The sequence below is a fragment of the Mesorhizobium sp. WSM4849 genome (genome assembly GCF_055811385.1).
This window is the reverse complement of sequence record NZ_JBVVPW010000025.1, coordinates 1-15,421: the sequence shown is the minus strand read 5'-3', so window position 1 is coordinate 15,421 and position 15,421 is coordinate 1. Positions and strand designations below refer to the sequence as shown.

Here is a 15,421-nt window from a genome sequence, read left to right as displayed (position 1 = left end):
GACCAGGTTCTCGCCCGGCGGTTCGATTGCCGAGCCGGAGAACGTCGACGTTCCGAGAAGGTATTAACTTTCGCGTATTTGAAATACGAGAAAGTTAAATTCTCTGGAATTGGAGCTCAGTATGCCAACTTTCCTGTATTTCACATACGAGAAAGTTAGAAAATGGCCCTTCACCTCGTCGGAGAAAACATCGATAACGCCCGCAGCCACTATCAGGCTGAAGCGGGCAAGCTCGTCCAGCTAATGCGCGGCATCTATGTCGATGCCGGGGAGGATATCGAGGCCACGATACTCAAGCACGCCGTCCGCATCGCCAAATACCTGTATCCCAACGCTTACCGCTCGGCCGCGAGCGCTGTCCTTCTCGGCCCAACCCGCGATGGCCGCCTGTTCCTGAGCGGGCGACGAATACAACGCACGCGCTTGCGCTCGCTGGAAATCATTCAGAACGCAGCTCCCGACCACCCATCAGTCGCTCAAGCGATTGTCGATGATGGCATGGGAGAATTCCGGATCGACGTCTCCTCGATGCGCCAGCGCTTCCTCGAAGCTTTCCGCCTGCGCAGCGAACACGCGGCATCCATCGACGAGACGATGCGCGAGGCAATTGCGAACCGCCTCATAGAAGAATACGGCAGCGCCCAAGGCGCTGCCGACGCGACATGGGCGCTTGCCCGCGCAAACCAGTGGTATCGCGAAGGCGAGCACGCCGAGCGCTTCCTCCTCCGCCGTCCACTGATGGCGGAGCCCGCGCTCAATGAAGCCGCGCTCGATCTGTTAGTAGCGTGGCACGGCGCTCCACTCGGCAATCTCACACATGATGGTTTTGAGTGGCGCTGGAATCCAGACGATCAGGATGGCCCGCCACTTGTTCGCCAGACCACGCCGGGCAAGCTGCCCCCTTTCATCCTGTCGCTGCTGCCTGAAGGCTGGCTTGAATCAGTGTTGAACGACCGCGACGAGCGCGCGATGCTGCGCTCGGGCAAACGCTACATGTCGAACATCACCATCGTCGAGCATGCGAGCGATCTCTCCGCCCTGCCGCCCGACATCCTGCTAACCCGGCTCAATGGATTTACTAGGAACTCTGTCTTCACTGGCCAGTATGCAGGGCCGGGTCGCGGCGATTTAGAGCAGAGCTTCGAGCGCAATCTGGCGCAGATTTTCGAGCGTACCGATACGCCCCGTTTATCGGGCGTTCAGATCAAAGCGCCGATGTTCCTCGATACCGACGGTACTCTCTCCCCCAGTACCGGCAAACCGTTCACCCACATCCTCAAGCCTGCCGGTACAGGTGGATTTGAGGCCTGCCGGTTATCGAATGGCAGTCGCTCGCTTTGGGCAGCGCGGCCGGTTTCAAGACGCCCGCGACAGCGCTCGTCTCGATGCCTGACAGGATGCCTCCGGCGCTCCTCGTGGAGCGGTTCGACATCAGAACGAGCCTTGACGACAAGCATCTTTTGGCGCTTGAGGATTTTTGCTCGGTGCTCGGTGTGCCCACGGAAGCAAAATACGACGGCACAATGGAGCGAATCGCGCGGGCACTAAGACCGCTATCGACCTCCCCCGAAGACGACGTCCTGCTTGTCCTCAAGCGATCCTTATTCGCCTGGCTGATCGCCGATGGCGACATGCACCTTAAGAACATGGCACTGCTGAAAATCGCAGAGCCCGGCAGCGCGCAGTTCAGCTCAGTCCGCATGGCTCCGCTCTACGACGCGGTCACGACTCGCGTGTTTCCACATCTCGAAAAAGACCGGAGGGCCCTCAAGCTGAACGGCAAAGACGATCGTCTGCGGCGCGCCGACTTCAAGGCTTTCGCGAGCACGGCTGGCCTTAAGGCTGCCGATGCGGATACCAGCATCGACGATCTCGTTGCAGCCCTCTCACGCGCTCTCAACCACCTCGAATTGCCGCCACCTCTATCAGACGGCTCTCAAGGCGCGAAGATGGCGGAGCAAATGCGCGCTATTGTCCACGAACGCATCGAAGGGTTTGCGTAGATATGTCGATCTACTGATACGACGGTTTCCGCTCTCAGACCCAAACACCTTATTGGCTGAACCGCCTAGCCATATAGCGTTCGAGCTTGAGCTTGCGCTTTTTCCCAATCCGGCCTCCCATCCGCGTCCAATTTTTTGACCCCCTTATGGACTGTGCGACGTCAGCGTTCGCCCGGGCGGAGCTGGTCAAGGTTGCGCAGCCCGGGCGGGCGCGGATCGCGCTTGGCAGCTGAAGGGTGATCAGGCGCGGTTCTTGAAGCGCCAGGACTCGTGTGGACAGGTGACAAGTCATTGATGCTGCGGACTTGCAACTTTTCTCTGTCGTGAAAGGACAAGTTCTTTATCAATAATCCAAAATTTCACATTGGAATCATAATTCTTGATGATGTTCCCATAGTCTTTCTGCGCGAAGGATCGTCACCCGTATGGGCCAAGACTCTGTTTCGCTGAAGGCCACGCAGGAGCTTGGCCTCTACAACGACGCGATGGGAGCCTTCTTGATGGCGCAGGTCCGGGCCATTGTGCAGGAAGCGGGCTCCCAGCAAAAACAAATCACACTGGGTAGAAGGACTCGGAAACGCCGCAAACCAACCCTGCAAAATCTCAGAAAACGGCAGGAATGCTGGAGGTTCGGTGAAAAACGAACGCAAACCTCTTCACTGCAGTCAAACCGCGAAGCCGATGGGGCGTCGTTGCGCGCGGCCCTCGATTTGCGCGTGTGCACGGGCAGGCAAGCTGACAATTACCGGTCGATCCCGGACCAGCCGCGCCAGGCGCTGCCATACTGCGCCAAGCGCAATTGGCAGCTAACGGTCGAAATTAATTTGTTGAACCGGGTGCGAGTGGCACCGATGACCGCCCATTTGATTGCAGCGTGTTCTCGACATGGCAACGGTCGTCGGTGCGCCGTTCGACGTTATTGTCGTGCGTATCGGCGAAGCCGCCGACGCGAGCGCTGCCGCGAAACTGCGCTTTCCACCATTGCTCGATCAGTCCCACGGAGATTGTTTCCAAGTTTCATGAACGGCATCCACCAGCGCTGCGGCTAGATCTTGGACATCGGTCTCGCTCGTCGGAGTCGAGAGCGCGCCAGAGCAATTCGTCGTCATTAGAAAACTCCGTTCCAGCATTGCAAGGTGCACCTTTGCGAGCGCCGCCTTCTGCAACGCGCTCGGGCACGACGTCCGGTAGTTTCGGATCACTTCAGTCTTCAGGTGGAGCCGAAAGAGGGAGCTCGCGCCGGTAACGTGCGCGGGGAGTTCGCGCCTTCTGAGTTGCTCGATGATTTCACTACGAAGCGTTTCGCCCATCTGGTTAAGACGGGCCACGGCATCCTTTGTGTATGATTGCAGTGCCACCAGCCCAGCTGTCATGCTGAGCGGGTTTGCGGTGAACGTGCCGCCGTGGGACACGGCTGGCTTGCCCCTGGTGTGATCGAAGACCGCCATGTACGACGCAGGCCCCGCTACGGCTCCAACGGGCAAACCTCCGCCGATGATCTTGCCCAAAGCGACCAGATCCGGCTCAAAGCCGAAGATGTCATGGGCGCCACGGAAACCGACGCGGTAAGAAACGACCTCGTCAATCACAAGCAGGATGCCGTAGCGGTTACAGCAATCCTGGATGACCTCCCGCAAATCCGGCTCTGTCGGAACCATGCCCACGCGGGGAGCAACTGGATCGAGAAGGATCGCGGCGAGGCGCTCATGGTGTGCACGGATGAGCTCCCTGCACGACTTGGCCTCGTTGTAAGGAAGGACAAGGACATCCGCGGCGGTGGAGGCGGGAGTTCCACTGGCATAGAGCACACTGTTAGGCGACGAATCCCCCCAGTTGTCTGGTGCAGAATCAAGGCTCACTTCCACATAGTCATAGGCGCCGTGATATGCGCCCTCGAACTTGGCAATCATCGGGCGCCCTGTAATAGCGCGAGCGGCCTTGACAGCGAACATAACAGCCTCGGTGCCGGAGCTCGTAAAGCGGACCTGCTCAAGCTTCGGCGAACGCGTCGTGATTGCTTCCGCGAGCCTGGTCTCGCTTGTGGTCGGAAGCCCGAATGCGGTGCCGTCGTCCAGGACCTTGTGCAGCGCCTCGATCACCGGCGGAAAGGCATGGCCGTGAATGAGCGAGAAGGAGTTGTTTGCGCAGTCGAAGACCTTGCTGCCGTCCGCCTCAGTGATCCAGCTGCCCGCTCCTGCCACAGCATAGGGCGGGTGGGGAGCGAAGAACTGCGCAGCACGCATGCTGCCGCCGGGCGTGATCTTTAGCGCTCGTTGAAACTCCTCGCGAGATTTTGGCCCAACGACCTCTCCCCGGTTGTGGCCCAGCCCTGAAATGCGCTGCATGTCTGAACTCCTTGACTACCTTTGTCGAGATGGCGAGGCTCTACGAAACTTTGATGCCATTTGGCGCTGGAGCGAGTTCTGATGGAGGTGCTTGCACCATCAACACGGATCGAGAATGCTGCCTACTTTCGTGGCGGAATCGCAGCTCGCCGGCACTCTCGGTGCCGCAACCATCACGCGAAACTGCGGCGTCGGCACGCCGGCATCGCGGGCTAGTCTCTTGGCGATGATCTTGTCGAGCGCTAGCCCATGCCGGGGCGGGCCGGATCCGGTGTACGGGATGCCCGCCGGGGCATGGCGGGAACGTGGGTGAGACCACTTCTCGCCCTGAATACCGTACGCATGTTGAAGGCGATCCCCGAGGGCCGGGCCTGCGGATGGGCGGCATAAACCACACGAGCGAAGCGAGCAGTTCTTTATCGCCGTCGCACCCCGGCGTCTGGTGGCCGCCCTCTCGCAGTACCGCCGTCATGCTTTCGACCTCGCCGCGGTGGTCGACCTCCGGGCGCGGCTGTCCGAACCGATGATCATGCCGGTGTGACCATGGATCTATACGACGACTACTCGCATCAGCTACTCCCTCAGTTTGCGCACCGTCACATTCTGCGCGCAGTTGGTTGATCGAGAGGAACAATTCGTCTGGGCCCCCCGGCCGTTAACTGTCGCGTGCAATTGACGTGCCACCGAGGAGCGCGATCAAAAGGAGAAAAGCACGCATTCGTGCCACGCGGGTGGGATGCCGGCGCGTCAGTTGTGTCGGGTTTCGAACCTAAGACGTCTTCAATCGGACACGGCCGGAAACAGGAACATCTCCTGGTCTTCAAGGATAGAGGCCGAGCTCGAGGCAATCAAGGAACATGGATCAGCGCCTATGCTATCTACAAACTGGATCCCTCCAGGTCGATTGCAGCCCCGCCCCTCGAATCGCAGCTCGAGAAGCTCGGCATCGACAACACTCAGCGCCGCGCAGCCTGATCGATCGGTGATGCTCGATCAAGTCAGGGCAGCGGCGGAGCTGCTTCCGGCCGAGCCCGCCATTTATGGTCGTCGGCCTGACGCTGGGGGCAAGGATGAGCCCGGCAGCCTAGTTCGCCTTCCTTCTCCCTTTCTCGGGGAGATAAATTCGGTTCGGTGAGAAAGGCCGGCGGAGCTGTTTTCGCGGGCGTGCGAAGCACCTGCCGGGTCAGTCGACCGATCCGCCGAATCGTGGCTCGCCTTCTCCTCATGGGAGCCTCCCTTCCGATGGCAGAGATCGCGATCCGTTCAGGCCACATGAGCTGGCTGCGCGGTCGGAAGCCGATGTCCATTGTTCAGGTTGTCACTTAATGAGAACCGCAAGCCATCGACCACGACAGTTCAAGAATTCTCCCTTTAAGTCGAGTGGAATGGTCTACCAGCCATCAGGCCGAGGCCCTATAAGCATCCCCGGACGCGGAATATACACCGACGCCTGCTGACATGCGTATCCGCAGTATTTGAGAGGAATTCAGTATTGCCCCTGTGCCTGCCGATGGTCCGCCACCTGAAATCCCCGGACCTGTTTGGCGCCATCGATCGCCTGCCGGCGCTCGGCACGCCGGTTAGCGAGCGGACATTCGAGGTCCTCAACCCGTCGAGTGGCGAAGTGCTGGCAGTACTTCCCGACATGGGTGTGGAGGAGACACGCGCTGCGATCGAAAAGGCCTACGTAGCGCAGCCTGGATGGGCGGCTCTGACCGCCCGAGAACGCAGCGACGTTCTGTGGCGATGGCATGAGCTGATCATCGACCACGCCGGTGATCTTGCCGCCATCCTCACTGCAGAGATGGGCAAGCCGTTTGCCGAAGCCAAGTCGGAGATTTCGCATGCGGCCGCTTATCTGCAATGGTACGCCGAAGAAGCCAATCGCATATATGGCGAGACGATCCCGGCACCGTCGACAGACCGTCGCATGCTGGTGATCAAGCAGCCGATCGGTGTCGTCGGCACGATTACGCCATGGAATTTCCCGGCGTCGATGGTGGCGCGCAAGATCTCGCCGGCCTTGGCGGCGGGCTGCGCGATCGTGCTGAAACCTGCTGAACAGACGCCGCTCGTGGCAGGTGCAATGTTTGCCCTCGCGCATCAAGCCGGATTTCCCGACGGCGTCGTCAACCTAGTCTATGCGTCCGAAGGTGGTGGCGTTGGACGCGAACTCTGCTCCAACCCCAAGGTCCGAAAGATCAGCTTCACAGGCTCGACCGAGGTTGGCCGGCTGCTCATGCGCCAATGCTCGGACCAGATCAAGAAGGTCAGCCTCGAGCTCGGCGGCAATGCCCCTTTCATTGTCTTTGACGACGCCGATATCGACGCTGCGGTTGACGGCGCGATCCAGGCGAAATTCCGCAACGCCGGCCAGACTTGCGTTTCAGCGAACCGTCTTTACGTTCAATCGAGCGTTCACGATGAGTTCGTCGAGAAGTTCGTGGAGAAAGTCCGGCACTTATCGGTTGGCGACGGCTTCGCTGCCGGAGTGGACATCGGACCGCTCATCGACATCCATGCTCTGCGCAAGATCGAGTCCCACATTGCAGATGCCGTTGCCAAAGGGGGCACAATTCGATGCGGGGCCGAACGTATCGGCAGGGTTGGCACCTTCTTCAGACCCACAGTCCTCACCGAAATTTTCAGCATCATGGCGGTTGCGCAAGAGGAGACTTTCGGGCCGCTGGCGCCGATCATTCGCTTCCACGAGGCGGATCAGGTTGTGCGTGAGGCCAACGACACGATCTACGGCCTCGCCGCCTATTTCTATGCCTCGAACCTGAAGCGTGTCTGGCGCGTGGCCGAGGCATTGGAATATGGCATGGTTGGCATCAACACGGGGCGTATGTCTTCGGAAGCGGCGCCCTTTGGCGGGATAAAGCAGTCCGGCATCGGGCGTGAGGGTTCCCGCCACGGGCTCGAAGACTACCTCGAAATGAAATATCTCTGCATAGGCGGAATCTGATCTCTATGTGGATGGACACCTCCGGCTCAGAATGAACCAAAGGGATGATCGAGCGCTTTGGCGAACCTGCTTGCGGCTGGTTCGGGTCGTCTATCGCGACCCCGGCCTGCGCGCCTTAAGTGTGCATCTAGGCGCCCAGTACGTTGAACCGCCTCTGCGGCGACGAGCCAAGGCGCCGGTACCTGACGGTACGTTGCTCATCCTATCCAACCGCGGCAAGCATCTCATCTGTGCGGGGCGACAGCATCAAGAAGTACCCGGAGATCCACTCCGCCGACAGCTCACCCTTATATGGATATCCTGATAGGTTCGGCCGCAATCGCTCGTTTGGGCCTCATAAATGTCCCCTGTTAAACGACGTATAGCTTCTTCGGAACGGGCAGGTGCCGATCACAGTTCGGCGCCCCAATTGCCTCATTTAGTAATTTTGTCCGATCACGTTCAGATAGTGTTGAGGGGCATTTTCCAACCCACGTTTTCGGCTCGCTGTCGTGAAATTCAAACACGGGATGAGCGCCCTTTCCGACGTGCTTGAATCGACGCTCGCCCTTGTCATAGCGCTGCCCTGTTGCCTTCCCTTCTTTGCAACGCCGGCCGCTGCCATTTTCTATCTTCACTCCTGCCAAGCATCAATACCCGGCCGCCGCCCCCAAAACGAAGTGTCTCGGGCTCTGCCTCAAAAAATGCCCTAAGTCGCAATACTCCTCTTCTGTTGCCGCGGCCCAAGCTCGGCGCCTAGCAGGCTTTTGAACGGGTCAGGCTCTTCGCGAAGGGACATCGCAGGCGCCCGACTGTTACCCTGACTTGGCGGAAACGCGAAAACAAATGAACGGGTAAACCACTCGCGGTCGGCGTCAATATTCGGTACTGAATTACACCTTGGGCGCGGGAGCGACTCTCGAAATCGTTCGATAGGCTGTCCGACCATTGGAAAGTTCGCCAAGGCACCGGCGTGTTTGCGTCCGCGGCGCGAGACAATGCTGGATCACTGTGGTGCCGTCAATCACGATGGTTCTGCAGAGAAACGTCTCGCCAGGTGGTTCACGCGAACTAGAACGCGATCGTCCATCAGATGCGCTGACACAGCGAATGTCGTCAACCCAACGGTGCAGCGCGTCCGCACGGCGAGCGGTTGCGGACACTTTTTACGCCGCAACCTCCTTATTGCCGCACAAGCAATTGAGCGCCCTTCGCGCATCGCTCTGAATCGCTACAGTCGCCGGCATTCTCGCCTGGACAAGATACAGTGACACTAGACGTGCCCAGGCCGCACGTCCACGAGAGACATTGAGGGGTGAGATCCAATGATTATAGCGCATCTGCTCGACATGGACGGGGTCCTGGTCCGCGGCGGCCAACCGATTGCTGGCTCGGTCGACTATGTCGCCGGGCTAGTCGCCAAGGGTGAGCCGTTTCAGATCTTCACCAATAACTCGCGCTTCACGCCCGAAGATCACGCCGAGCGTCTAAGAGCGGTTGGCTTCACCGTGCAGCCAGAGCACATCTACACATCGGCGCTCGCCACTGCGCGGTTCGTGGAACTGCAAAAGCACGGATCATCTGCTTATGTCATCGGCGACCACGGTCTGGTCGAGGCCTTGCGGCAGGCAGGCTGCCGGATAACGGAGTTTGCCCCCGAGTTCGTGGTCCTCGGAGACACCACTTCGTACCACTACGAGCAGATCGCAACTGGCGCCGAGCTTGTGGCGAAGGGCGCGCGCTTTCTCGCCACCAATCCGGATGGGACTGGCCCGACCGAGCGGGGCTCCCATCCGGCATGCGGTGCAGTCGCAGCACTAATCGAGAAGGCCACCGGCCGCCAGCCCTATTTCGTCGGGAAGCCGAACCCCTTCATGATGCGTAACGCGCTCGACCGGCTCGGAGTGCGAGCTGTCGATACCATCATGGTCGGTGACCGCATGGACACCGACGTGCTCGCCGGGCTGGAATCGGGCCTGAAGACAGCCCTTGTGCTTACTGGGGTCACGAAACTGGCTGACATAGAGCGGTTTCCATTCAGACCGGACCACGTGGTCGAGTGCCTTGCCGATCTGGACCAGATCATAGTGAACCAATAAGCCGAACGCACCTCTACACGAAGACCGAACGCTCCCTCTACGTTCCGCATGGCGGCCGTCAACCTGAGCAATGATCGGGAGGAACAGCAGGCCGCATCCAGAAAAGAAGTGATAAGCATGACAACTTAGTCGAAGTATACCCATGTAGCCCAATGCAGGCCGGTCTTGACCTCTATGAAGCAAGAGTCTTCGACCGAAGAATCTCGCGCGCCGAAGTGAAGTAGGCTAGTCCAGCGAATGGGCAGGTCGGATCGACCAGATGCGTTCGCTGCGACACTCACGCCCGACACCGCCTTCGTTTCTGTCATGGCTGCGACAACGAGATGGGCGTCGTTCAACCCATTGTAGTTTAGACCGATATCGTCGCCGCCTCGCTCCGGAGGCGATCCTACACGTGGACGCCGTGCAGGTTGTTAGTCGTATACCCATAGATCTGACAGACGAGTTCGTCGAAGTCGATCTGCTCTCCCTATCAGCGCATTAATTCCAAGGCCCGAAAGGCGTGGGCGCGTTGTACATTAGGGAGGGGTTGCGCCTCGAACCGCTTTTTTTATGGTGAACAGGAGGACGGGCGACGGCGCGGGACGCTGAACAGCTAAGCAGCCGCCTGACTGGCCGTTGCCGCGGAACAGGCGGCTCGGCGGCTGAGTGTAGCGAATGGCATCGAAGCGCTTCGAAACAACTTTGAACGGGAGTTGCAATCCGCCTGCCGCAAGTACGTATTAATGGGATTCAAGCTCCGCGCCTTCCAAATACGTGCTCTTGACCATCCCGTGGTGTGAGGCCGATGCGATTGTCGAGCGCCTGGCGATGCGCGGAATCTGTCTCTCCACAGGTTCCGCCTGCCGCGCTGGCTCCAGCGCTCCGTCGCATGTGCTGACGACGATGGGGATCCCTATCAAGATGCTAAGTCTACGCTGCGAGTGAGCCTTTCCACATCTACTCCAAAGGCGGATCTCGAGTTGGCAATGGCCGAAATAGTCGCTGCCGTGAATACGGAGCCACAACGACCGCGCTCGAAGTCTGACAATTCTTCAGCACCAGTTCGCATAGCCGGACGCGAAACATTGCGCCTCTAATTTGAAGTTCTGAACGCGAGTACGTCTGAACACGGATGCCCGGCAGGAGACTGAGCTCGCTGCCGGGCCGGGTACGCCTTGGGAGGTGGCGTAATTCAGCGACTCTCGTGGAGGTGGGAACCACTCAGTCCGCGTGTTTTGCTGAATAGCGAGCATGTACCGTGCCAGGTCAAAAAGCGCTTAAAAACACCCGAGAGTCAGGTTCCTGTACCTTGCGTACTCGACATTGTCGGCTATCGGACAATACGAACGTGCCTCTTGGCATCGACGATGCCTCAAGAAGGCCGTTCGCTGCCATGTCGAGCGGGCCAATCGGTGGTGACGGGTTTTAGCTCCGAACTGTTCGCCGGCTGACGCACAGGGCGGATATCACTTTCAAGTGAGGAAATCTCTGTACCCTCCATTCATGAGCGCGCGGCCACGAGAGACGGCGCGGCGAATGCGGTCGCGCAGATGATCGCGAGGATCCCTCCAGTCGGCATGGGCGCGCCGTTGACCAACCAGAGCTTCGGCGAGCTCGCGATGTGACGCCCCGGCAAGTGAGCCGTCGAGCGCACGAAGAACGAAGGTCAAACGCGGACCGCGTTTTTCCCGCGGAAACAAGCGGGCAGGCAGTTGCTGACCCAGACTCAGAACATTGAGGCACTCGAGCGCCCTCAGACGGGGCTTCGAAAGCATCGCTGGCCAGATCGCCTCGGTGCGGAGGCAAACAGGGCGCAAGATATCCGCGCCAGAGACGGCGAGCTGTAGCGTATGTTCCGCATTGCGAAGAAGAACATGCTGGCCCTTGTCGGGCGCCAGCAGGACCGTCGCACGACATGGCAACGCCGAGAGCTCGAACGGCAATGTCGCCGAGGATGCGGACAGCTGTTCTGCAATGACCGGCAGCACATGGACGCACCAGAGCGGAGACCAGAATACGAGCGAATTTCGCCCATAAGACTCGGCGAAACAGGACACCCCAGCGCGACAGGTCACCGGCCAACGCGACCACGTCGAGAAAGGGTTGGTTAGACAGAGTATGGGCCTGCTGGCGCGCAGCGATCAGATCACGCTGGAATGCTGGGTTGCGGCGTAAGAACTCCCAGGCCCACTCGCGCGGCGTCAGACCAGCGGTGTAATCATATGATCTTTCATCGCGCCAATCAGCCTCGTCCGCGTCAGTCACGAGAACTGTAGGCACGACTGTGCTCCCCTGCCCGCCCCCAGGGGGGTCGAAAGTTTATGCCACTTGGCAAAGCACCGGCGCCGAATGCCCCAGACCTCGATGGGGCCATGTCGTCGAAGCGTGTGCCATTGGCGCCGTCGAGGGTAGAAGGCGCGCGCAAATGGCCACCAGACCGTCGAACCCGCGCAGCGACAGCCAGCGCGGCCTGAGGACGCCAAGGGAGTCGGTTTGATGGCGGTGATTGGCTCCTGCGTCGCGTTCCAGACGTTCCTTGCAGGCGCGTTAGCGTGGCGGTGGATTGCACACTGATTGTGGGTAGGTTGTCGTAGCGCGAGCGCTATAAGCTCAGTCATCGTAGGTCTCCTGGGGAATTTTCCCCCATAGGAGGCCAAGTTTCAGGGTATGGCAGCCTGTATAGGTGTACAGGTTGAGCCGACTGTGCAGTGGGCCCGCAAAACGAACCGGCGAGGCGCGCAATTGCTTTTGGGGTGGTGCTCACGCCGGGGTTTTGCGAGCGGCATGGAGATGGAGCGGCCGGGGGCCACTTGCGCCTGCTGCAGCCGTTTTCCAGGCAGACTTGTCCCACGCTGCCTTTGGTGCGGGCGTCCAACTCGCAGCGTCAGCCAAAGACCGCCGATCGTTGGCCGTCTCGCCGAGATAGGATGCCGAGCCGGAGCTTCCCTGTTCCTGACCCTCACACCTTGCATATTGAACGACGGTCGCCAGCAGCTGAATGTAGCTCGCGACCACTCTCATGTGTTCGTTCGAACGCAGATTGCAGGCGCGATCGGCAAACTTAAAAAGTGCAATCAAGGGGACGGTTCAGGCCAAGTTTGCTGGCAGGGTTGGATAACCATCAGCTCGGCCAAGCGGCGCCCTATCCCTTCCTCGGATCGCCGATTTTTGACTGGTGGCGGTGTCTAGACCCCTAGGCACAGGCCGCTTGGTCGCTCACGGCGTCCGTTGCCTCATGAATGTCTGCCATTGAATCCCTGTGCGTGAAGCGTTCCGGAGCGAAGATGTCGGGGGCCAACCAAGTTCATTGTGAGCTTCCCTGCTTGAGCCCTACGCGGCGTCACCTAACTCCCCGCAGGTGGTCGATCGGATGATTGCGCGGTGCACTCGTTGTCGGATTCTCGACGATGTCGGACATCTGACACAGCGCTGTCAGAGCGGTCACATTGTTCCGAAACGATTTTCCCAGTTGGCACGACGGTTGCAGTCCTATGCGCAAAAGCACTGCGACGCCGCACCGACTGAAAAGAACCCACCTGATGATCACGGCTTTCGAACATGGGGGCGCAGCCGCCAACACTGAGCCTTCCCGAGCAGACGGAAGCCATTGCGCTTTCATTCCTCCGGTTGTCCGGACATGAGCGAATTCGATTTCCGCCCAACACTGAATGCACCCGACGATGACCCACATCTTTGGCTCGAAGATGTAGAAGGCGAACGGGCACTGGCGTGGACCGCCAGCCAGTCGGCAAAGACCCTGAAGCACTTCGCGGGAATGCAGTTCGAGCGCGACCGGGCGTCGCTGCCAGCCATTTTCGACCGTCCCGACAGAATTCCCCTGGTCACGCGCCGCGGTCAGTACCTCTACAATTTCTGGCGAGATGCCGGAAATCCGCGCGGACTGTGGCGCCGGATCACCCTTGCCGTCTACATGCAGGCGGATCCCCAATGGGAGCTACTGCTCGATCTGGATGCCCTCGCGGCTAGCGACGGAGAGGACTGGATCTGGGGCGGCGCGTCGATCGAGCCGGAGAGACGGGAAAGAGCCGTTCTGCGCCTGTCGCGCGGCGGCAGCGACGCGGTCGTGCATCGCGAATTCGACTTCAGCTCTCTGAGCTTTGTGGCCGACGGTTTCAATCTCCCCGAGGCCAAGGGCGACATTGATTGGCTCGACCCCAACACTCTTCTGCTTTCCAGTGCGCTTGGTTATGGTATGGCCACGCGCTGCGGCTACGCACGCACCGTGCGACTGTGGAAGCGTGGCGCAGATCCCCTCACCGCGCCGGTAATCTTCGAGACCGGTTGCGAATCCCTCGGCGTGTCTGGCCATCTGGACCGCACCGCCGAAAGCGAGCGCCTTTGGTTTATCGAAAAGCCGGCCTACTTCGAGAAGATAGTTCGCATTGGCGATAGAAGCGGGCCGAAGGTTGAGATCGACCTTCCTCGGGACGCCTGGTGGAATGGCTTCGATGACTGGCTGGCGGTAAAGCCGCGCAAACCCTGGACGGTTGGAGGGACTACCTATGCCGCCGACGCGCTGATCGGCATCTCGCTCTCCTCTTTCCTGGCCGGCGAGCGTCGTTTTAGTACGCTGTTTGAACCAGCCGAGAGGCGCTGTCTGCAGTCATTCTTCTGGAATGACGGGAAGCTCATTATCGCCTACCTGGCGAACCTCGTTCCAAGATTCGAGATGTTTACCCCGGGCCCGCAGGAATGGACACGCCGAGCCCTGGACACCCTGCCCGCGCAAGGGGCTGTTCACCTCTGGTCACTCGATGCGGCAGATCACGAGACCAATGGAGAGGTCTTGGTTTGCGCTCAGGATCCGATCACGCCGCCGCAGCTTTTCCTATTCGATCTCAACGCCGCGCCGCCTCTCAGCGCTTCAGTAATCCTGAAGCGCAACCCGGAGACTTTCGACGCATCCGGACTGGTGGTCACGCGCCACGAGGCAGTGTCGATCGATGGTGAGATGATCCCCTATACGCAGGTCGGTCCGGCTGATGGGAAAGGAGATGCCCCGGTTCACCTTTCCGCCTATGGCGGGTTCGGCATATCGCTCCTGCCCTACTACAACTCCTCGCTCGGCAAGCTGTGGCTCGAGCGCGGCGGCACGTGTGTGGTGGCGAACATCCGCGGGGGCGGCGAGTTCGGCACCCGCTGGCACGATGCCGGGCGGAGGGAGGGCAAGCGTCTCGCCCATGACGATTTCGCCGCCGTTGCCGCCGACCTCGTGCGAAGGGGCATTACGCTGCCGAGGCGGATTGCCGCCGAGGGCGGCTCAAATGGCGGCCTGCTGATCGCCAACATGCTTACCCGCTATCCTGAGCATTTCGGCGCGCTGTTCTGCACGGTTCCGCTTATCGACATGCGCCGCTACACCAAGCTCCTGGCGGGCGCGAGCTGGATCGACGAATATGGCGATCCCGACAAGGCTGACGATTGGGCTTTCCTGAAGGAAATCTCCGCCTATCACGCCGCGACGCCCGGACAGCCCTATCCGCCTATCCTGCTCGCGACCACGAAGCGGGACGACCGCGTCCATCCGGGCCACGCGCGCAAGATGGCGGCAAAGCTGCAGGCCCTTGGCTATCCCGCGTACTTCTACGAGCCCGGCGCGGGCGGCCACGGCTACGGCAAGGACAATCGGGAGCGCGCTGCATTCATCAGTCTTGGCATCCACTTCCTTCGCAGCGCGATCGGCTGGCACGCCGATAGCTTTCATAGACGACCGGGAGCTCGACAAGCGCGGACTTCGGATGAGTGAGTACAGGTCGAGGACTGCGACAAAGGTGTAAATAATGCGAGCACGGTTTGCGCAAATGCGCGCCCCGCACGCTGTCGATATCAATCAATACTGCAGGACTATAGCAGTCTACCGTTTCTGAAGAGCAAGGAGAAATATCATGGCAACAAAGCGAGTGAAGGTGGCGCGGGGAGTAACAGCGGCCGTCGTCTTGATGCTGCTGGCACAGCCGGCTATCGCGATTCCAAAAGCCCCCTCCGCGTCTCCGCCTCCCCCGCCGCCGCCCCCATACCCCTGCC

Annotated in this window: 6 protein-coding genes and 2 pseudogenes; 4 read left to right on the top strand and 4 right to left on the bottom strand. The window is 60.0% G+C overall.

Translation table 11 applies throughout. The features are described 5' to 3' along the window. The first annotated feature begins 162 nt into the window (after positions 1-162). A pseudogene (locus AC0L3L_RS25165) lies at positions 163-2,003 on the top strand (type II toxin-antitoxin system HipA family toxin). An 819-nt stretch (positions 2,004-2,822) separates the two neighbouring features. Here the strand turns inward: AC0L3L_RS25165 and AC0L3L_RS25160 are convergent. Both AC0L3L_RS25160 and AC0L3L_RS25155 read right to left on the bottom strand, forming a co-directional pair. Then, entirely contained in the window at positions 2,823-3,002 is a 180-nt protein-coding gene (locus tag AC0L3L_RS25160; protein ID WP_065007675.1) for a hypothetical protein, read from the bottom strand. Continuing rightward, positions 2,993-4,348 carry an aspartate aminotransferase family protein gene (locus AC0L3L_RS25155; protein ID WP_473639583.1) on the bottom strand — a complete coding sequence of 452 codons (1,356 nt, stop codon included), beginning with the start codon at positions 4,346-4,348 and terminating at the stop codon, positions 2,993-2,995. Before AC0L3L_RS25155 ends, AC0L3L_RS25160 begins: the two co-directional genes overlap by 10 nt. Positions 4,349-5,840: 1,492 nt before the next feature. On the opposite strand from AC0L3L_RS25155, the gene AC0L3L_RS25150 reads away from it, so the two are divergent. Further along, positions 5,841-7,316, top strand: coding sequence for an NAD-dependent succinate-semialdehyde dehydrogenase (locus tag AC0L3L_RS25150; RefSeq protein WP_473639581.1), 1,476 nt, complete (start codon positions 5,841-5,843; stop codon positions 7,314-7,316). Between the two features lie 1,304 nt (positions 7,317-8,620). Further along, a complete protein-coding gene (locus tag AC0L3L_RS25145; RefSeq protein WP_473639579.1) occupies positions 8,621-9,394 on the top strand; it encodes an HAD-IIA family hydrolase in 774 nt (257 codons plus the stop codon). 1,454 nt (positions 9,395-10,848) lie between these two features. Here the strand turns inward: AC0L3L_RS25145 and AC0L3L_RS25140 are convergent. Both AC0L3L_RS25140 and AC0L3L_RS25135 read right to left on the bottom strand, forming a co-directional pair. Then, positions 10,849-11,364, bottom strand: a complete 516-nt coding sequence (locus AC0L3L_RS25140) for a DUF2285 domain-containing protein (protein ID WP_473639577.1) — start codon at positions 11,362-11,364, stop codon at positions 10,849-10,851. A gap of 115 nt (positions 11,365-11,479) precedes the next feature. Continuing rightward, positions 11,480-11,641: pseudogene (locus AC0L3L_RS25135) on the bottom strand (transcriptional regulator domain-containing protein); the annotation flags it as partial. A 1,372-nt stretch (positions 11,642-13,013) separates the two neighbouring features. Between AC0L3L_RS25135 and AC0L3L_RS25130 the strand changes: the two are divergent. Continuing rightward, positions 13,014-15,143 (top strand): prolyl oligopeptidase family serine peptidase, encoded by a 2,130-nt coding sequence (locus tag AC0L3L_RS25130; RefSeq protein ID WP_473639575.1) that lies wholly within the window; start codon positions 13,014-13,016, stop codon positions 15,141-15,143. The last annotated feature ends 278 nt before the right edge of the window (positions 15,144-15,421 follow it).